This window comes from Streptomyces sp. NBC_01017 (assembly GCF_045162795.1).
Classification (GTDB): Bacteria; Actinomycetota; Actinomycetes; order Streptomycetales; family Streptomycetaceae; genus Streptomyces; species Streptomyces machairae.
The window spans coordinates 5,457,927-5,476,771 of the sequence record NZ_CP108683.1; the positions used below are offsets into that span (position 1 = coordinate 5,457,927).

The following is an 18,845-nucleotide window of genomic DNA, read 5'->3' on the forward strand; positions in this document are numbered from 1 at the left end:
CAACGCCGGGCCGCTTGCCGGGTGGCATGTCTGCGTAACGTGGTTGCCGGCGTGTGGTGCCGCAGGGACGGCCAGGAACTGCACATCGAGTACGCGTAGAAGGATCTGGGGGCACGTGAGCATGGTCGACACCGTCGATATACGTCTGTTCCTCGGTCTGGACCTGGGCAAGGAGTTCCACCACGCCCATGGTCTGACCGAGCAGGGCAAGACCGTCCACGACAAGCGGCTGCCGAATACCGAGCCGAAGCTGATCGAGCTGTTCACCAAGTTGGTGGCGAAGTTCGGCACCGTTCTGGTCGTGGTCGACCAGGTCGCCAATATCGGTGCCCTGCCGATCACCGCGGCCCGCGCGGCGGGCTGCCGGGTGGCCTACCTGCCCGGACTCTCGATGCGGCGGGCTGCCGACCTGTATCCCGGCGAGGCCAAGACCGATGCCCGCGACGCGTTCGTCATCGCCGACACCGCCCGCACCCTGCCGCACACCCTGCGCGCGATCGACCGCGACGACGAGACGCTGGCCGCGCTGACCATGCTCACCGGCTACGACAACGACCTGGCCGGCGAGGTCAACCGCACCACCAACCGGCTGCGCGGCCTGATCTCCCAGATCCACCCCTCCCTGGAACGCGTCCTGGGCAAGCGCCTGGCCTACCCATATGTCCAGGCCCTCCTGACCCGGCACGGCTCCCCCGCGAAGATCAGGAAGCTGGGCCGGGCCCGCTGCCAGGCCCTACTCACCGCGCATGGCTCGCGCAAGGCCAAGCACCTGACCGAGGAGATCTTCGAGGCACTGGCCGAGCAGACCCTGATCGTCCCGGGCACCGAGACGTCCGCGCTGATCGTGCCCGGCCTGGCCGCCCAGCTCGCCGCCGCCCACAGCCGGCGGCAGGCCACCGAGCGGGAGATCGCCGCCCTGCTGGAGGCCCTCCCTCTTTTCCACCTCCTGACGTCGCTGCCCGGCATGGGCGTCAGGACCACCGCTGCCGTGATCGTCGCGATCGGTGACGGCACCGGCTTCCCCACCGCCGGACACCTCGCCTCCTACGCCGGACTCGCCCCCGCCACCAAGTCCTCGGGCACCTCCATCCGCGGCGAGCACGCACCCCACCGCGGCAACCGGCTCCTCAAACGCGCCTTGTTCCAGGCCGCGTTCGCCGCGATCGGCTGCAAGTCCGATCCGTCCTCGCGGATCTACTACGACCGCCAACGCGCCCGCAACAAGACCCATACACAGGCGATCCTGCGACTGGCCAGGCAACGCGTGAACGTCATCCACGCGATGATCCGCACCGGCACCCTCTACGAACCCCGCACCCTAGGTCTCGCCGCCTGACACCCGCACCACCCCCTACCTGTTCCAGCCCGCTCCACCCCGCCACCGGCACGTCCACCCCTGCCAGGCGGCCACCAGGCTGCCCGCACCGCACCCGATTCACCGGGAACGTCCCGCTTCGCGGAACGTTCCCGAAAACCATCACGAACCCCTACAAGTCAACCCCGCCAGGGTTGACGAAACAGATAGGGGCACCCCCCCGCCTCGGCCCCTGTCCTCCCGCCCGGAGCACTCAACCCGGTCCCTGCACTCCGCCCGAGGTCCGCGACCCCGCCGCGTACTCCCACCCGAGCCCTCCGCCCCGTTCCCCCTCTCCCGTCCGAGCCCTCCAGCCTCCGCCCCCGCCCCCGTGCCCGTGCCCCGGCGGACCCCCCGCCTCGCGCCCTGTCCTCCCGCCCGAGGCCCTCAACCTCACCTCCCCTGCTCCCGCCCGAGCTCTCCACCCCGGCCCCGTACTCCCGACTCCCACCCGAGCCCTCCAGCCGCCCTCCCCGTTCCCCCGGCGGAGCCCCCCGCCTCGGTCGCCGGTCCCATGCTCCTCGGTCCTTGGGCGGGTCATTCGAAAATCCCTGTGCGTCGCCGATGAGTTTGCGCGACCGTAAAGGTCTCCCCATGCGTAGCCCAAGAACGCGGAAGGACCACCCGGAAGGAACCCCGAAAGCATGAGCACGCAGACGACGTCCGGTCTCGCGATCGAGACCGCGGGCCTGGTGAAGACATTCGGTGAGACACGGGCCGTCGACGGCGTGGACCTCGCGGTTCCGGCCGGCACGGTCTACGGCGTCCTCGGCCCCAACGGCGCCGGAAAGACCACCACGGTGAAGATGCTCGCCACCCTCCTACGACCCGACGGCGGCGAGGCGCACGTCTTCGGCCACGACGTCGTCCGCGAGGCCGACGAGGTGCGCGGCCGCGTCAGCCTCACCGGCCAGTACGCCTCGGTGGACGAGGACCTCACCGGCACCGAGAACCTGGTCCTGCTGGGCCGGCTCCTCGGACACGGCAAGCAGGCCGCGCGGCAGCGCTCCGGGCAGCTCCTGGAGGCCTTCGGGCTGACGGAGGCCGCCGGGAAGCAGGTCAAGAACTACTCCGGCGGCATGCGGCGCCGTATCGACATCGCCGCCTCCATCCTCAACACCCCCGACCTGCTCTTCCTCGACGAGCCGACGACCGGCCTGGACCCGCGCAGCCGCAACCAGGTGTGGGACATCGTGCGCGCGGTCGTCGCCCAGGGCACCACCGTGCTGCTGACCACGCAGTACCTGGACGAGGCCGACCAGCTGGCCTCCCGGATCGCCGTGATCGACCGGGGCAAGGTGATCGCCGAAGGGACCAAGGGCGAGCTCAAGGCGTCCGTGGGTGGCGGTTCCGTCCATCTGCGGCTGCGCGACGCGGCGCAGCGTCCCGAGGCCGAGCGCGTCCTGCGGCTGATCCTGGACGCGGACGTGCAACTGGAGCCCGATCCCGTGGCCCTCACCGCGCGTGTCGGCGCCGGGGCGGCCAATGGCCAGGGCGCGGCGGAACAGGCCGCCCGCGCGCTCTCCGAGCTGGCCCGCACCGGCATCACCGTCGACAACTTCTCGCTGGGCCAGCCGAGCCTGGACGAGGTCTTCCTCGCCCTCACCGGGCACGACACCCACGACGCACGCGACAACGACGACCGGACGGACAAGGCCAACAGGGCCGACGGGGCCGGCAAGGACGACAAGGACGGGGTGGCGGCATGAGCACCGTGACGCAGACCGAGAACAAGGAACTCGCCCCCGTCAGCGCCGAGTCGCTCGCGGCGCTGCTCGTCGCGGGGGAGCGGCCGCCGCGGCCCAGCGCCCTCTCTGCCTCGATGACCTTCGGCTGGCGCGCGATCCTGAAGATCAAGCACGTGCCGGAGCAGCTCTTCGACGTTACCGCGTTCCCGATCATGATGGTGCTGATGTACACGTACCTGTTCGGGGGCGCCCTGGCCGGGTCCCCGAAGGAGTACATCCAGTTCCTGCTGCCGGGCATCCTGGTGATGTCGGTCGTGATGATCACGATGTACACGGGCGTCTCGGTGAACACCGACATCGAGAAGGGCGTCTTCGACCGGTTCCGTTCGCTGCCCATCTGGCGGCCGTCGACGATGGTCGGCTATCTGCTGGGCGACGCCCTGCGCTACACGATCGCGTCCGTGGTGATGCTCACCGTCGGCATGATCATCGGCTACCGCCCGGACGGCGGGGTGCTCGGTGTCCTCGCCGGGATCGCCCTGCTGGTCGCCTTCTCGTTCGCGTTCTCGTGGGTCTGGACGATGTTCGGGCTGTTGCTGCGCAGCGAGAAGTCGGTGATGGGCGTCAGCATGATGGTGCTGTTCCCGCTCACCTTCCTGTCGAACATCTTCGTCGACCCGAAGACCATGCCGGGCTGGCTCCAGGCCTTCGTCAACAACAGCCCGATCACCCATCTGGCCTCGGCCGTCCGCGAGTTGATGGCGGGCAACTGGCCGGCGGACGAGATCGCCTGGTCGGTGGGCTGGGCGGGCCTGTTCGTGCTGGTCTTCGGGCCGATCACGATGCGGCTGTACAACCGCAAGTAGCGCGTACAGCCGCACGCAGCGCCGAACATGGAGCCCGTCCGAGACGTCAGACGGGCTTCATCCCCGGGGGCAGACGCCGGTCATCAGGTGCGACCTGACTGCCCGGCGTCGCCCTCACGATCGTGATGAGCCGGTCCGTCAACTCCAGTGCCCCGACGGCCGGATCGTCGTATCCGAGCACCCGGTGCCCGCGTAGGACGCTCACCACCAAGTCGTCCATCTGGCGCGGGTTCTTGCCCACCTCGGCCTTTATGACCGGCCGTTCGACGATGTCGAGCCCGCTGCCCTGGTGGATCAGGTCCTCCAGCACCATGCCCGCGGCGGGGCTGAGCACGGAGAGGCCGAGCAGCCGCCCGGCCGCGCTGGCGCTGGTGATGACCGCGTCGGCGCCGGACTGCTTGAGCAGCGGCGCGTTCTCCTCCTCACGCACCGCGGCCACGATCTTCGCCCCGCGGTTGAGCTGCCGGGCCGTCAACGTCACCAGGACCGCGGTGTCGTCGCGCTGGGTGGCGATGATGATCTTCCGTGCCTTGTGCACTTCGGCCCGCTTCAGGACCTCGCTGCGCGTCGCGTCCCCCGTGACTCCGGCGTATCCGTCCGCGACCGCTGCCTCGATCACCTTGGAACTCGGGTCGACCACGATGACCTGGTCCTTGCTCAAGCCCGTGGCGCAGACGGTCTGGATCGCCGAACGGCCCTTCGTGCCGAAGCCGACGACGACGGTGTGGTCGCGCAAGGTGGACCTCCAGCGGTTCAGACGCCATTCCTCCCGGGTCCGTTCGGTGAGGACCTCGAGCGTGGTGCCGACCAGGATGATCAGGAACAGCACACGCATCGGCGTGATGACGAAGATATTGGTGAGCCGCGCGGCGTCACTGACCGGGGTGATGTCGCCGTATCCGGTGGTGGAGAGGCTGACGGTCGCGTAGTAGAAGGCGTCGAGAAGGTCGACGGAACCATCGGAGCTGTCGTTGTAGCCGTCGTGGTCGGCGTAGACGATCAAGGCGGCCGCCACGAGCAGTGACATGGCGATCGTGACCCGCTTGGCGACCTGCCGGAACGGATGCTCCACGATCTTCTTCGGGAGCTTCACGCGATAGGTGGCGACCCGCTCGTCCGCCTCGCGGGCAATGGCGTCCTGGCCCGGAAGTTTCACGTGAAACACACCTCGATACCGGCGGTGGCCCAGGGCAGGTCGAGCAGTTCGGTCTCCTGACCGGCACGGACACCGCCCGGTGGTACGACGGCGACGGCATCGGCCGCCGCCATGCCCCGCAGCATGGCAGGGCCGTGGTAGCGCAGTGGCACAGCATGGTCGCCGCGCAGCACGACGGGGATGAGCCGGGTGTCATACGGATGTCCGTGCGCCGCCTCGCTCAGCGGCAGCGTGTAGGGCTCCGGGGCGGGGCGTGCCGCGAGCGTACGCAGCAGGGGTTCGGCGAGCGTGAGCAGGCCGGACACCGCGGCCAGGGGGTTGCCGGGCAGGCCCACGAGGTGCTGGTTCTCCTTGAGACGCGCCAGCAGCATGGGATGGCCGGGGCGCACCTTGACGCTGTCGACCAGGAGCTCGGCGCCGATGCGGTGCAGGGTGGGGTGGACGTGGTCGACGGGGCCTGCCGCGGTGCCGCCGGTGGTGACGACGAGGTCCGCGTGGGAGCTGGTGAGCGCCTTGCGCAGGGCCTTGGCGTCGTCGCCGAGCCGGCGCACGGCGGTGACCTCTGCGCCGAGTGCGCGCAGCCAGGGCGGCAGCATCGGGCCGAGGGCGTCGCGGATCAGCCCGTCGTGCGGGAGCCCTTCGGTGAGCAACTCGTCGCCGAGGACGAGCACTTCCACGCGGGGGCGGGGTACGGCGGTGACGGTGTCGTATCCGGCGGCGGCGGCCAGGCCGAGCACGGCCGGGGTCACGAGGGTGCCGACGGCCAGCAGATGGTCGCCCTTACGGCACTCCTGGCCGCGTGCGCGGATGTCCTGGCCGGGCTGGGTCTTGCGGGTGGCGTGCAGATGGCCCTGGGCGTCCGTGCGGCCGTGTTCGCTGCGCAGGACGGCGGTGGTGTCCGGGGGGATGCGGGCGCCGGTCGCGATACGCACGGCCTCGCCGTCGGTGAGCGGCTCGGGTTCACCGTGCCCGGCCAGCACGCCCTTGTCCCGCACGTCCCAGGGGCCGGGTCCCGCGATGGCCCAGCCGTCCATCGCCGAGGTGTCGAAGGAGGGCAGATCGGTGAGGGCGGTGAGGGGGGCGGCCAGGGCGAGGCCCAGGGCGGCGTCGAGGGGGACGGAGACGTGGGCACGGCCGGCGGCCCGGGTACCGGACCGGGCGGCGCGGGCGGCGATGTCGCGGGCTTCGGGCCAGGGGGTGGCTTTGTGTTGGCCGTCCGGCTTGGGGGAGCCCGGGGTGGGTGCGGGCTCCTGATCGCCCGGTGTGTGGTGGCCGTTGTCCTCGTTCACAAGGGCGAGCACCTCCTCGACGTCGAGGTCCTCGGCGTCCTCGTCCGCCTGGATGCCGCGGGGGGTCATCCGGCGTCCGGGCGGGTATCCGGGGTGGCGTCGGGGGCCACGTCGGACTTGGCGGCGGCCTCTTCGGCCCAGCGCAGGGCGAGGGCGGCGGCCTTGCGGGATGCCTCGGCGACCGCTTCGGGTCCGCCCTCACCGTCCCTGGCCTGTGCTGCCGCGTACCCGACGAGGAAGGTGGTCAGCGGGGCCGCGGGCCGTGCCACGCCGTGGGCGGCGTCGCGGGCGAGGTCCAACAGCACCTTGGTGTCGACGTCGAGGTCGATGCCCAGTTCGTCCTTGACTGCGGAAATCCATTCATCCAACACGTGCCCATGCTCCCTGATGCGTGCCCTGGCGGTGGCGATGTCGTCCCAGGTGTCGCAGTCGAAGGACGCGACGGGGTCGGGGACGCGGGTGAGACCGAGCGCGCCGGTCAGGCGGCGCAGAGGAAGGCCGGCGAGGCCGTCCTGCCCTTGGGCGAGCACGGCCAGTTCGCGGCGCAGCGCGGGCGCGCGGTACGCGGCGACGAGCGGCTGGTCGCGGCCGTCGGCGTCGGTGAGCAGCGCGCCGTCGGCGTCGCCGGTGCGCAGGGCGGCCAACAGCCGCCGTACCGTGCCCTCGTCGAGGAACGGCAGGTCGGCGGAGAGGACGACGACCTGCTCCGCGTCGGTGTGCCGGAGCCCGGCGTCGAGGGCGGCGACCGGGCCGCCCCCGGGCGGGTCCTCACGCGCCCAGGTCACCGGGCGCGCGGTGGGCCGGGGGTCGGCGACGACGACGGTGGTCCGTGCGTCGGCGCAGGCGGCGAGCACCCGGTCGAGCATGGGACGCCCGCCGACCCGTACCCCGGGTTTGTCCACCCCGCCGAGCCGCCGCGCGGCCCCGCCGGCGAGCACGACGGCGTCGTACGCGACGTCGTGAACAGCATCGGCGGCGCCTCGCTCGCCCGTCGGTTCGTACGCGGTCACCCCCCGAGTATGCGTGCCTTGGCGATCACAGGGAACGCAGGGGAAGCAGCCGAAACTCGGGGGGCTTCGTCACAGCGTGCGCAGCAGCACCGCCGGATGTTCCACGCAGTCCGCCACATACCGTAGGAAGCCGCCCGCGGTGCCGCCGTCACAGACCCGGTGGTCGAAGGTGAGCGACAGCTCGACGAGCTGCCGCACCGCCAGTTCACCCTCGTGCACCCAGGGCTTGGGGATGATGCGGCCGACGCCGAGCATCGCGGCCTCGGGGTGGTTGATGATCGGGGTGGAGCCGTCGACGCCGAACACGCCGTAGTTGTTCAACGTGAAGGTGCCGCCGGTGAGTTCCGCCGGTGTGAGGGTGCCCGTGCGGCCCGCCTCGGTCAGCCTTGCGAACTCCGCCGTCAGTGACTCCGCGTCCCGCGCGTGGGCGTCCCGTACGACCGGGACGACGAGCCCGCGCTGGGTCTGCGCGGCGAACCCGAGGTGCACATGGTCGAACTGGACGACCTCCCTGGCCTCCATGTCGACCGTGGAGTTGAGCTCGGGGAACCGGGCCAGGGCGGCGGTGGTGATGCGGGCCAGCAGGGCGATCAGGGAGATCTTCGGTCCCCCTGCCGCGTTCATCGCGGCCCGCGCCCGCATGAGCTCCGTCGCGTCGGCGTCCACCCAGCAGGTCGCGTCCGGGATCTCCCGCCGGCTGCGGGAGAGCTTGTCGGCCACGGCACCGCGGACGCCCTTGAGGGGGGTGCGGATACCGGCGGGAGGGGCGGAGGAGCGGACGGGAGGCTGCGCGGTCGGGACGGCAGCGGAGGAAGCCGTGGCCGGTGCCGGGGTGGGCGTCACGCGCGTGTGCGGCTCGGCCGCCGGCGGTGCCGTGCGCCCGTGTGCCTGGGCGGCCCGCAGGGCGTACTCGACGTCGGCGCGCAGGATCAGCCCCTCCGGCCCGGAGCCGTGCAACTCCCTGAGGTCCAGGCCGTTCTCCCGGGCGAGGCGGCGGACCAGGGGCGAGATGACGGGCACGGGCCCCTCGCTCACCTCCCGCGCGGCAGCGGCGCCGTTGGCGGACACGGGTTCCACGGGTACGACAGGTGCCGACTCCCCCGGGCGCACCCTTCTGCGTCGCGCCGGCGCCTCGGAGGTGCCGTAGCCGACCAGGACATTGCCGGAGCCCTTGTCCGAGGCCGCACCCGAGTCCTCGGCCGGGCCGTCGGAGGCGGACGTGCCGACGGCCACCGTCAGCAACGGCGCCCCCACGGGAAGCTCGGAGCCCTCCTCGCCGAAGCGGGCCGTGACCACCCCGGCGTAGGGACAGGGGACGTCGACCATCGCCTTGGCCGTCTCGACCTCGACGACCGGCTGGTCGACGGCGACGACGTCACCGACCTCCACCAGCCAGCGGACGATCTCCGCCTCGGTGAGCCCCTCCCCGAGGTCGGGGAGCTTGAACTCCAACACCTGTGCCATCAGCTCTCGGCCTCCCACTGCAGACGCCCCACGGCGTCCAGGATCCGGTCCACGCCGGGCAGGTGGTGACGCTCCAGCATCGGCGGCGGGTAGGGGATGTCGAACCCGGCCACGCGCAGCACCGGCGCCTCCAGGTGGTGGAAGCAGCGCTCCGTGACCCGGGCCGCGATCTCCCCTCCCGGGCCGCCGAACCCGCCCGACTCGTGCACGACGACCGCTCGCCCGGTCCGCCGTACCGAGGCGCTGACCGTCTCGTCGTCGAACGGCACCAGCGAGCGCAGATCGACGACTTCCAGGTCCCACCCCTCCTCCCGGGCCGCCTCGGCGGCTTCGAGGCAGACGGGCACGGACGGTCCGTACGTGATGAGCGTGGCGCTCCGGCCCGAGCGCCGCACCACCGCGCGGCCAATCGGTTCAACGCTCTGCGGCTCGTCCGGGTTCCAGGTGTCCTTCGACCAGTACAGCCGCTTCGGCTCCAGGAAGACGACCGGGTCGTCGGAGGCGATGGCGGCGCGCAGCAGCCCGTAGGCGTCGGCGACGGTCGCGGGCGTGACGACATGGAGCCCCGGAGTCGCCATGTAGTACGCCTCGGACGAGTCGCTGTGGTGCTCGACGCCGCCGATGCCGCCGCCGTAGGGGACGCGGATGGTGATGGGGAGCGGCATCCTGCCGCGGGTGCGGTTGCGCGTGCGCGCCACGTGCGAGATGAGCTGCTCGAACGCCGGATAGGCGAACGCGTCGAACTGCATCTCCACGACCGGGCGCAGGCCGTACATGGCCATGCCCACCGCTGTGCCCAGGATGCCCGCCTCGGCCAGCGGCGTGTCGGTGCAGCGGTCCTCGCCGAACTCCTTGGCGAGCCCGTCGGTGACCCGGAAGACACCGCCGAGGGTGCCGACGTCCTCACCCATGACGTGCACGGTGGGGTCGTCCGCCATGGCGTCGCGCAGCCCGCGCGTGAGGGCCTGCGCCATGGTGGCCGGCTTGGCGGCGACGGTGGTCATCGGTGCGACCCTTCCGACTCGGCTTCGAGCTCGGCCCTCAACTGCGCCTGCTGTTGCCGCAGTTGCTGGGTGGGCTCGGCGTACACGTGGCCGAACAGGTCCATCGGGTCGAGCACCGGGTCCTGGTTCATGCGTTCGCGCAGGTCGGCGGCCATGGTTTCGGCGGCGTCCCGCGCGGCCTGCTTGCCGGCCTCGTCGAGCAGGCCGCGCTCGGTCAGCTCGTGCTCCAGGAGCGTGATCGGGTCGTGCCCGCGCCAGGTCTCGACCTCGGAGTCGCCGCGGTAGCGGGTCGCGTCGTCGGCGTTGGTGTGGGCGTCGATGCGGTAGGTGATCGCCTCGATCAGCGTGGGACCGCCGCCCGCGCGCGCATGCCGTACGGCGTCGCTCAGCACCGCGTGCACGGCGGCCGCGTCGTTGCCGTCGACCAGGCGGCCGGGCATGCCGTAGCCGACGGCCTTGTGGGCCAGCGACGGGGCCGCGGTCTGCTTGGCGAGCGGGACGGAGATCGCGAAGCCGTTGTTCTGGACGAGGAAGACGACCGGCGCCTGCCAAACGGCGGCGAAGTTCAGCGCCTCGTGGAAGTCGCCCTCGCTGGTGCCGCCGTCGCCGACCATGGCGAGCGCGACCACGTCGTCGCCCTTGAGGCGGGCGGCGTGCGCGAGGCCGACGGCGTGCGGAAGCTGGGTGGCGAGCGGCGTGCACAGGGGGGCCACGCGGTGCTCGTACGGGTCGTAGCCGGTGTGCCAGTCGCCGCGCAGGAGGGTCAGCGCGTCGACGGGGTCCACGCCGCGTGCGACGGCGGCGAGGGTGTCGCGGTAGCTCGGGAAGAGCCAGTCGCGCTCCTGAAGCGCCAGCGCGGCGGCGACCTCGCAGGCCTCCTGGCCGGTGCTGGACGGGTAGACGGCGAGTCGGCCCTGCTTGGTCAGCGCGGTCGCCTGCACGTTGTACCGGCGGCCCCGCACCAGCGCGGCGTACAGCCGGCGCAGCAGGTCCGGGTCGGCCTTGGCGGCGGCCTCGGTGCCGAGGACGCGGTACGGCTCCGCGTCGGGCATCAGCGGCGCGGGGTCCATGCGGGGCTGCCAGGCGGGCGGCGGCGATGGCCGGTACGCGCCTCGCTGCTCCATGACCGTCATGACGGCACCTCCTCGTGGGAGCGGCTACGGGAGGCGCAGCTCCAGTGACGCGCCTCACCTACCGATTGTTCGGTCGTCGGCACATTTTGGCTACAGGCGCCCTCAGGCTGTGGACAAACGGTTCTCCACAGCCTCCAATGAACGCAGTACGTCCACGGAGGGAAGGTGGGGGGACATGGCGCCTGAACAAATGGCCGAGAGCCCGGACGACGGCGCTCCCCTGCCACCCGCGCGCCCCCTCGACGCCATCGACGAGGACATCCTGCAGATGCTCCAGGCGGACGGCCGCGCGTCGATACGGTCGGTCGCCGAGCGGGTCCATGTCTCCCGCGCGAACGCCTACGCGCGCATCAACCGCCTCGTCGAGGACGGCGTCATCCGCGGTTTCGGCGCTCGCGTCAATCACGAACGCGCCGGTCACGGAACCTCGGCCTACATCACCCTCAAGATCGTCCAGAACACCTGGCGCACGGTCCGCGGGCAGCTCAGACAGCTGCCGGGCGCCTCTCACATCGCCCTCGTCGGGGGCGATTTCGATGTCCTGCTGCTGGTCCACACCTCCGACAACAGGGCCCTGCGCGAACTGGTCCTCACCCGCCTCCAGGCGATCCCCGAGGTGCTCAGCACGCGCACGCTGCTGGTGTTCGAGGAGGAGGACCTGGAGCCGCAGGGCTGAGGGCCGAGTCGGGCGGTCAGCCCGAGGCCATCGCCATCGCCATGGCCATCAGCATCGCGAACAGCACCGGAAGGAGCGCGCATCCGAGCCCGGCACCGGCCGCCGTCATGCGCAGCATCCGCAGGGACCGGCGGTGCGGCAGCGCCCAGGCGATCGCGAGCAGGGCGAATCCCAAAGGATCATCACTTCGATGCCGCTGGTGTAGCCGCCGGCGCGGAACATGCCGTACTCCCACACGAGGAGCGGCACGTCGTTCTGGATCACGCGACCCAGCTCACCAGCCCAGGACGTCCCGGTCCATCGGGCGGCGTACTCACCCGCCCACGCGCGCGTACTCGGGCCGCCACGCAAGGTCGGTGACCTCCGAGGTCAGCTCGCCCGGCGCAGGCCCCCGAAGACCAGCCGCGCGACGGTGTCGGCGACTTCGCGCTCGTTCATGCCGCGGCCGTCGGGGCGGTACCACTCGACGATCGAGTTGATCATGCCGAAGACGAGTCGGGTCGCCAGCCGGACCTCCACGTCGGCGCGCACCTCCCCGTCGGCGGCCGCCGCGTTCAGCAGGGCGGCGACCTGGTGGTCGAAGTCGCGACGCCGTTCGAGGGCCCACCGCTCGGTGTCGGTGTTGCCGCGCACGCGCAGCAGCAGCGTCACGTACGGCAGCTCCGCTATGAGCACCTCGACCATGCGCCGGACGACGTACTCCAGCCGGTCGGCGGCGTGCCCCCCGCGCGCGTGCTCCTCGTCGAGGATCCCGAAGAGGCCGTCCAGCGCCCGGCTGACGGCGCGGCGCAGCAGCTCCTCCTTGCCCGTGACGTGGTGGTAGATCGACGACTTGGAGATGCCGGCCGCGCGGGAGAGGTGCTCCATGGAGGTGCCGTCGTAGCCGCGCTCGTTGAAGACCTGCACGGCGACGGAGAGCAGTGTCTCCGGGGTGTACGTGTCGCGCTTGGCGGTGGTCATGAGGAGCTGCCCTCCCGCTTGTCGGAGGCGTACGCGTGGCGGTACAGCGCGAGGGACGGCGCGTAGCGCCCGGAGGGGTCGCGCAGGTGCAGGTCGTCGAGCAGGGCGTACGCCCAGTTGCGGCCGAGCCTGCGGCTCCACTCGAAGGGACCGAGCGGGTAGTTCACGCCAAGGCGCATCGCCGTGTCGATGTCCTCCTCGGTGGCCACGCCCTTGGCGACCGCGTCGTGCGCGAGGTCGACCACCCGGGCGACCGTGCGGGCGACGATCATGCCGGGGACGTCACCGATGATGCTGACGTCCTTGCCGAGCGCCTGGAAGAGGCCGGTGGCCTCCGCGAGGGTCTGCGGCGAGGTGTCCTGGGAGGCGGACAGCGCGATCCGGGTGGCCCGGCGATAGTCGACGGCGAGGTCGAAGTAGACGACGTCCCGGAATTCCACCGACGTCTGGCCGTCGGCGAGCGCGAGCTGGCCGCCGCCGGGCAGCACCAGGCGGCTGCCGTGGTCCTCGTCCTCCTCACGGACCGGAATGCCCGCCTCGCGGATCAGCGTGAGCAGCTCGGAGGCGGGGCCCAGGTCACCCTCGACGACGACGTAGGCGGGCTGCCGCGCCTTCTCCGCGGTGTGCGGCTCGGCGGCCTCGGCAGCCGTGGCCTCGTCGGAATAGTCGTACCAGCCGTGTCCGCTCTTGCGGCCGAGCCGGCCGGACTCGACCAGGCGCCGCTGGGCGAGCGAGGGCGTGAAGCGCACGTCCTGGAAGAAGGACTGCCACACGGAGTGCGTGACGGACTCGTTGACGTCCTGCCCGATGAGGTCGGTCAGCTCGAACGCGCCCATCCTGAAGCCGCCGCACTCGCGCAGGACGGCGTCGATGGTGGCCGGATCCGCGCCCTGGGCCTCGTAGACCGCGAAGGCCTCGGCGTAGAAGGGCCGCGCGATGCGGTTGACGATGAAGCCGGGGGTGTCCGCGCAGGCGACCGGCGTCTTGCCCCACGCGCGAGCCGTCTCGTACGCGCGCGTGGCCGACGTGACGTCGGTGGCGAACCCGGAGACGACCTCGACCAGCGGCAGCAGCGGCGCGGGGTTGAAGAAGTGCAGGCCGACGAAGCGGCCGGGGTTGTCCAGAGCGCCGCCGATGGCCGTCACCGACAGGGACGAGGTGTTGGTGGCGAGCAGGCAGTCCTCGCCGACGACGCCCTCCAGCTGGCGAAAGAGCTCCTGTTTGACGTCGAGGCGCTCCAGGACGGCCTCGATCACCAGGGTGCAGTCCGCGAGGTCGGTGAGGGACTCGGCGGGCAGCAGCCGCGCGCGGGCCGCGTCCCGGTCGGCGCCGGTGAGGCGGTCCTTCTCGACGAGCCGGTCGAGGCGCGCGCCGATCGCGTCGGCGGCTGCCTGGGCACGCCCAGGAGCTGTGTCGTACAGCCGTACGGGGTGGCCCGCCACCAACGCGACCTGGGCGATGCCCTGGCCCATGGTGCCGGTGCCGACGACGGCCACAGGGCTGCTGAGGTCGAGTGCTGTCATGAGCGCGATCCTCCCGCACGGGGTTTTCCACAGATGCGGCGGACCCCCTTGAACCGACCGATCGTTCGGTTACTCTAACTCTGACTGGCTGTTCCTGCCCATGTTTCTGCCCAGGTCATGAGCTCGACGGAGAGCTCTTGAGACGAGGAGTTGGTCCCGCATGGCCGCCGAACTGACCGCCCACGAGCTGATCGCCAAGCACCGGCCCACCCTCGACCAGGCGCTGGAAGCGATCCGCACACGTGCGTACTGGTCCCCGCACCCCGAGCACCCCAAGGCCTACGGCGAGAACGGCAGCCTGGACGCGGCGGCGGGCAAGGCCGCCTTCGACGCCCTCCTCGGCGGCCGCCTCGACCTCGACCAGCCCGGCACCGACGGCTGGGTGGGCGGCGAGGCCTCTCCGTACGGCATCGAGCTGGGCGTCGAGTACCCGCACGCGGACATCGACCAGCTGCTGCCCGCCATGAAGTCCGGCATGCGGGCGTGGCGGGACGCGGGCGCGGAGATGCGCGCGGTGGTCTGTCTGGAGATCCTCAAGCGGATCAGCGACCGCACGCACGAGTTCGCGCACGCGGTCATGCACACCTCCGGCCAGGCCTTCATGATGTCGTTCCAGGCCGGCGGCCCGCACGCACAGGACCGCGGCATGGAGGCGGTGGCGTACGCGTACGTCGAGCAGGTCCGCACCCCCGACACGGCGGAGTGGACCAAGCCGCAGGGCAAGCGCGATCCGCTCGCCCTGAACAAGCAGTTCACGCCGGTCCCGCGCGGGATCGCGATGGTCATCGGCTGCAACACCTTCCCGACCTGGAACGGCTACCCGGGCCTGTTCGCCTCCCTCGCCACCGGCAACGCGCTCCTGGTGAAGCCCCACCCGCGCGCGGTCCTGCCGCTCGCGCTCACCGTGCAGGTCGCCCGGCAGGTGCTCGCCGAGGCGGGCTTCGACGCGAACCTGGTCGCGCTGGCCGCCGAGCGCCCCGGTGAGGGCATCGCCAAGACGCTGGCCACGCGCCCGGAGATCCGGATCATCGACTACACGGGCTCGACCGTGTTCGGCGACTGGCTGGAGGCCAACGCCCGCCAGGCGCAGGTCTACACGGAGAAGGCCGGCGTCAACACGGTGATCGTCGACTCGACGGACAACTACAAGGGCATGCTGTCCAACCTGGCCTTCTCGCTGTCCCTCTACAGCGGCCAGATGTGCACCACCCCGCAGAACCTGCTGATCCCCCGTGACGGCATCCGCACCGAGGAGGGCCCGCGGACCTTCGACGAGGTCGTCGCCGACCTCGCCCGCTCGGTCGACGGCCTCCTCGGCGACGACGCCCGCGCGAACGCGCTGCTCGGCGCGATCGTCAACCCCGACGTCAAGGCCCGCCTGGAGGCTGCCGCCGGCCTCGGCGAAGTCGCCCTCGCCTCCCGCGAGATCGCGAACCCGGAGTTCCCGGACGCGGTGGTCCGTACGCCGGTGATCGTGAAGCTGGACGGCGCCAAGCCGGACGACGAGGCCGCCTACATGAGCGAGTGCTTCGGCCCTGTCTCCTTCGCCGTCGCGGTCGACTCGGCCGCGGACGCGGTGGAGCTGCTGCGGCGGACCGTGCGCGAGAAGGGGGCGATGACGGTCGGCGCGTACACCACCGACGACGAGGTCGAGCAGGCCGTGCAGGAGGCGTGCCTGGAGGAGGCGGCCCAGCTGTCGCTGAACCTCACGGGCGGGGTGTACGTGAACCAGACGGCCGCGTTCTCGGACTTCCACGGGTCGGGCGGCAACCCGGCGGCCAACTCGGCACTGTGCGACGGGGCGTTCGTGGCGAACCGGTTCCGGGTCGTCGAGGTGCGCCGGGAGGCCTAAGCCCTGAAGGCGCCCCCGGTGAGACTCCAGTGGTACAGCGTCATCGCCACGCTGGTCGCGAGGTTGTAGCTGGAGACCTGGGGGCGCATCGGCAGGGCCACCAAATGGTCGGCACGCGCGCGGAGTTCGGCCGACAGGCCGGTGCGTTCGGAGCCGAAGGCGAGGACGGCGTCGTCCGGGAGCTTGCTGCCCCGGATGTCGTCGCCCTCGGGGTCCAGGGCGTACAGCGGTCCGGGCGGCAGCTCTTCGACGCCCAGCCGCTCCACGGCGGTCGCGAAGTGCAGCCCCGCCCCGCCGCGTACGACCGTCGGATGCCAGGGGTCGAGGGTGCCGGTGGTGACGACGCCGGTCGCGCCGAAGCCGGCGGCCAGGCGGATCACGGCGCCCGCGTTGCCCAGGTTGCGCGGGTTGTCCAGGACCACGACGGGGGCTGTGCGCGGGGTGTGCGCCAGCTTCTCCAGGTTGGCGGCGCGAGGCGGCCGTACCGCCAGGGCGGCGACCGCGGTGGGGTGCGGGCGCGTCACCAGCGAGGTGTACGTCGACTCCGGGACCTGTGTCAGGAGCGCGTCCAGGGCGTCCCGCACGTCGGGCGCCAGCTCGTCGGCGAGGGCCAGCGCCGCAGCCCGGTCGACGGCGACCGCGACCGGGACCTCGGCGCCGAAGCGCACGGCGTGCTTGAGGGCGTGGAAGCCGTCGAGCAGCACGGAGGTGCCGGCGAGCCGGTTCCAGGAGGTCACGGTCATGCCGTGAAGCCTACGTGCGCGTGCTCCGGGTTCTCCGGGGTGCGCGGCCCCGGCAGTTCCGTGGGGTCGTCCCCGCGCCGGACCAGCCTCGACAGCCCGCCACGCGTGCGTGCCGCCCAGCCGCCCAGGCGGCGCAGGAACGATGTCGGCAGGAACACCGCGTCGGCCGCGATCATCGCCAGGGAGAAGAACGGCAGCCCGAGAACGACCGCGATCACGGCGTGCTCGGTGATCATCGCGGCCAGCAGGACGTTCTTGACCCGCCGGTTGAACAGCGTGAACGGGAAGGCGACCTGGACGATGACCGTGCCGTAGGTGATGAGCATCACCATCGTGCCGCTGGAGGACAGCAGGTCGGCGAGGGCCGGCCAGGGCGAGAAGTAGTCGAGGTGCAGCGGGTAGTGGACGGCGGTGCCGTCCTGCCAGCGGGAGCCCTGGATCTTGTACCAGCCGGCGGTCGCGTAGATCAGGCACGCCTCGGCCATGATCACCAGCAGGGCGCCGTTGTGGACGATGTTGCCGATGACGTCGAGCAGGATGCGGGGCTCGTCGGTCCGCGCGAGGCGGTCCACGATCCATCGGACGGCCAGGGCGAGCCAGACGCCCCACAGGATCAGCGGCACGGTCAGGTCGCCGTCGAGACGGCCCGCCGCGGTCACGGCGACCAGCGCGACCCCGAGCACGCTCCACAGGAGCGGACCGATCCGGTCCGGCCCGACCCGCTCGCCACGCGCGCGTGCCTCGCCCGCACGCCTGGCCCGGCGCTCGTCCAGCGACCAGACCTGGCCGCAACGCGTGAACACGAGGTAGACGCACATCAGGTGCAGGACGTTGTCGCCGCCGTCGCCCATGAAGATGGAGCGGTTCTGCAGCGAGAGCACGCCGACCATGAAGAGCACGGACATCGTGCGGGTGCGCCAGCCGAGCAGCAGCAGCACACCGGCCAGGACCGCGAGGACGTAGACGCTCTCGAACCAGAACCGGCTGCTCGACCAGATCAGGGCCGTGAACGAGCCGTTCGTCCCGATCAGCTGCTGGGCCAGGTCGAAGTCCCAGGGGCCGTCGGGGCCGTACAGCTCCTGGCGGTGCGGGAACTCGCGCAGCAGGAACAGCAGCCAGGTCGCCGTGAAGCCGATGCGGATCACGGCCGTCTGGTACGGGCCGAGGGCGGACTCGGTGACCCGGGCGATGCCGGCGGAGATCGCGAGGGAGAAGCGGTTCACCGGGCGTTCCCCTCTTGCGCGCCCGCGCTGTCGGTCGCGTCGGCGGTGACCGACCACCAGGGCAGCACCCGGTAGGCCGGCTTGTCGGAGACCTGCTCGTCGCTCCACTTGGGCGGATGCACGTTGGTGGTGCGGGAGCGGACCTGGACGCGTTCGAGGACGCCGCTCTCACCGGCCGCGTCCGCGCGGGCGAGGCGCAGCTCGACGATGCGCCGCAGATACGTCTCGGACAGGGCGCCGCGCAGGCCCACGGGGCGGTTCCCGGCGTCATGCGTGGCCACGAAGAAGTCCCAGGCCCGGCGCAGCTCGTTCTGCTGGGTGTGGCTGGGCAGCAGATTGCCGTCGATGGCCCGGCCGTCCTGGGCGGACAGGTCGTACCAGCCGGTGGTGCGGCGCCCGCCGTCGGCCGTGCCGACCTGGGCGCGGACCTGCACCGCGATGTTCTGCTGCAGCGGGTTGGGGGCGAACAGCTTCCAGTTCTGTTCGAACTCCGGGTATATCCAGTCGTCTATCGCCTTGCCGTGCTGTTTGGTGACCGTGTTCGGCGGGGCGACGTGCAGAAAGACCATGCCTATGTGGACACAGACGGCGATCGCCACGACCGCGAGGGCGAGGGCGGCACCGATCTGGTAGCGCAGGGAGAGGGCGGCCACGCCGGTGCGGGGTTCGGCGGCCGGCAGGGCGGGAGACGGCTCGACGGCTGACGGCGCAGCGGCGTCCCGCGGCTCCTCGTCCGGCCCGTGCCGGGCGGCCGAGCCTGCGTCGTGCGCGTCCATGTAGCCCCGTTTCCCGATTCCGGTCCGTCTTCCCTCAGCCCTCGGCGCTCGCACCGGAACGGTACTCAGGCCCACCCGCCGGGCAAAGCCCCAGCCGGGCTGCCGTCGACGACACCTTACGGGGGTCC

General features: G+C 71.6%; 17 protein-coding genes. 5 read left to right on the forward strand and 12 right to left on the reverse strand.

Annotation, left to right across the window (positions count from 1 at the left end; genetic code table 11):
- The first annotated feature begins 121 nt into the window (after positions 1-121).
- The 3 genes from OG331_RS24870 to OG331_RS24880 all read left to right on the forward strand — a co-directional run bounded on the left by OG331_RS24870 (position 122) and on the right by OG331_RS24880 (position 3,908).
- Positions 122-1,336 (forward strand): IS110 family transposase, encoded by a 1,215-nt coding sequence (locus tag OG331_RS24870; protein WP_406209625.1) that lies wholly within the window; start codon positions 122-124, stop codon positions 1,334-1,336.
- 662 nt (positions 1,337-1,998) lie between these two features.
- Positions 1,999-3,063 carry an ATP-binding cassette domain-containing protein gene (locus OG331_RS24875; protein WP_406199926.1) on the forward strand — a complete coding sequence of 355 codons (1,065 nt, stop codon included), beginning with the start codon at positions 1,999-2,001 and terminating at the stop codon, positions 3,061-3,063.
- On the forward strand, positions 3,060-3,908 hold the full coding sequence (locus tag OG331_RS24880; RefSeq protein WP_328880480.1) for an ABC transporter permease: 849 nt from the start codon (positions 3,060-3,062) through the stop codon (positions 3,906-3,908). Before OG331_RS24875 ends, OG331_RS24880 begins: the two co-directional genes overlap by 4 nt.
- Before the next feature lie 46 nt (positions 3,909-3,954).
- On the opposite strand, the gene OG331_RS24885 is transcribed toward OG331_RS24880, so the two are convergent.
- The 6 genes from OG331_RS24885 to pdhA all read right to left on the reverse strand — a co-directional run bounded on the left by OG331_RS24885 (position 3,955) and on the right by pdhA (position 10,964).
- Positions 3,955-5,073 (reverse strand): potassium channel family protein, encoded by a 1,119-nt coding sequence (locus OG331_RS24885; RefSeq protein ID WP_406199928.1) that lies wholly within the window; start codon positions 5,071-5,073, stop codon positions 3,955-3,957.
- Complete coding sequence (locus OG331_RS24890) at positions 5,061-6,422, reverse strand: molybdopterin molybdotransferase MoeA (protein WP_406199931.1); 1,362 nt, start codon at positions 6,420-6,422, stop codon at positions 5,061-5,063. Before OG331_RS24890 ends, OG331_RS24885 begins: the two co-directional genes overlap by 13 nt.
- Positions 6,419-7,363: an NTP transferase domain-containing protein gene (locus tag OG331_RS24895; protein WP_406199934.1), complete on the reverse strand. Its 945-nt coding sequence runs from the start codon at positions 7,361-7,363 to the stop codon at positions 6,419-6,421. The genes OG331_RS24890 and OG331_RS24895 overlap by 4 nt, the downstream gene beginning before the upstream one ends.
- Before the next feature lie 69 nt (positions 7,364-7,432).
- Positions 7,433-8,827, reverse strand: coding sequence for a dihydrolipoamide acetyltransferase family protein (locus tag OG331_RS24900; RefSeq protein ID WP_406199936.1), 1,395 nt, complete (start codon positions 8,825-8,827; stop codon positions 7,433-7,435).
- Positions 8,827-9,831 (reverse strand): alpha-ketoacid dehydrogenase subunit beta, encoded by a 1,005-nt coding sequence (locus OG331_RS24905; protein WP_328880485.1) that lies wholly within the window; start codon positions 9,829-9,831, stop codon positions 8,827-8,829. Before OG331_RS24905 ends, OG331_RS24900 begins: the two co-directional genes overlap by 1 nt.
- Positions 9,828-10,964 carry a pyruvate dehydrogenase (acetyl-transferring) E1 component subunit alpha gene (pdhA, locus tag OG331_RS24910; RefSeq protein ID WP_406199939.1) on the reverse strand — a complete coding sequence of 379 codons (1,137 nt, stop codon included), beginning with the start codon at positions 10,962-10,964 and terminating at the stop codon, positions 9,828-9,830. The genes OG331_RS24905 and pdhA overlap by 4 nt, the downstream gene beginning before the upstream one ends.
- A gap of 190 nt (positions 10,965-11,154) precedes the next feature.
- Between pdhA and OG331_RS24915 the strand changes: the two genes are divergently transcribed.
- Positions 11,155-11,640 (forward strand): Lrp/AsnC family transcriptional regulator, encoded by a 486-nt coding sequence (locus OG331_RS24915; RefSeq protein ID WP_406210251.1) that lies wholly within the window; start codon positions 11,155-11,157, stop codon positions 11,638-11,640.
- A gap of 16 nt (positions 11,641-11,656) precedes the next feature.
- On the opposite strand, the gene OG331_RS24920 is transcribed toward OG331_RS24915, so the two are convergent.
- The 3 genes from OG331_RS24920 to OG331_RS24930 form a co-directional block, all read right to left on the reverse strand.
- Positions 11,657-11,815, reverse strand: a complete 159-nt coding sequence (locus OG331_RS24920) for a hypothetical protein (RefSeq protein WP_406199942.1) — start codon at positions 11,813-11,815, stop codon at positions 11,657-11,659.
- Between the two features lie 194 nt (positions 11,816-12,009).
- Positions 12,010-12,600 (reverse strand): TetR/AcrR family transcriptional regulator, encoded by a 591-nt coding sequence (locus OG331_RS24925; RefSeq protein ID WP_406199945.1) that lies wholly within the window; start codon positions 12,598-12,600, stop codon positions 12,010-12,012.
- Positions 12,597-14,123: a 3-hydroxyacyl-CoA dehydrogenase gene (locus OG331_RS24930; protein WP_406199947.1), complete on the reverse strand. Its 1,527-nt coding sequence runs from the start codon at positions 14,121-14,123 to the stop codon at positions 12,597-12,599. Before OG331_RS24930 ends, OG331_RS24925 begins: the two co-directional genes overlap by 4 nt.
- 160 nt (positions 14,124-14,283) lie before the next feature.
- Between OG331_RS24930 and paaN the strand changes: the two genes are divergently transcribed.
- Entirely contained in the window at positions 14,284-15,975 is a 1,692-nt protein-coding gene (paaN, locus tag OG331_RS24935) for a phenylacetic acid degradation protein PaaN (protein WP_406199949.1), read from the forward strand.
- Here paaN and OG331_RS24940 read toward each other — a convergent pair.
- From OG331_RS24940 to OG331_RS24950, 3 genes are read right to left on the reverse strand one after another with little or no spacing between them, the layout of a single operon-like run.
- On the reverse strand, positions 15,972-16,718 hold the full coding sequence (locus OG331_RS24940; protein WP_406199951.1) for a TrmH family RNA methyltransferase: 747 nt from the start codon (positions 16,716-16,718) through the stop codon (positions 15,972-15,974). The genes paaN and OG331_RS24940 overlap by 4 nt on opposite strands.
- Positions 16,715-17,941, reverse strand: a complete 1,227-nt coding sequence (locus OG331_RS24945; protein WP_406199954.1) for an HTTM domain-containing protein — start codon at positions 17,939-17,941, stop codon at positions 16,715-16,717. Before OG331_RS24945 ends, OG331_RS24940 begins: the two co-directional genes overlap by 4 nt.
- The gene (locus OG331_RS24950; protein ID WP_406199956.1) at positions 17,938-18,717 is read right to left on the reverse strand and encodes a DUF5819 family protein; all 780 of its coding nucleotides are present in this window, start codon (positions 18,715-18,717) and stop codon (positions 17,938-17,940) included. The genes OG331_RS24945 and OG331_RS24950 overlap by 4 nt, the downstream gene beginning before the upstream one ends.
- Positions 18,718-18,845: the final 128 nt, after the last annotated feature.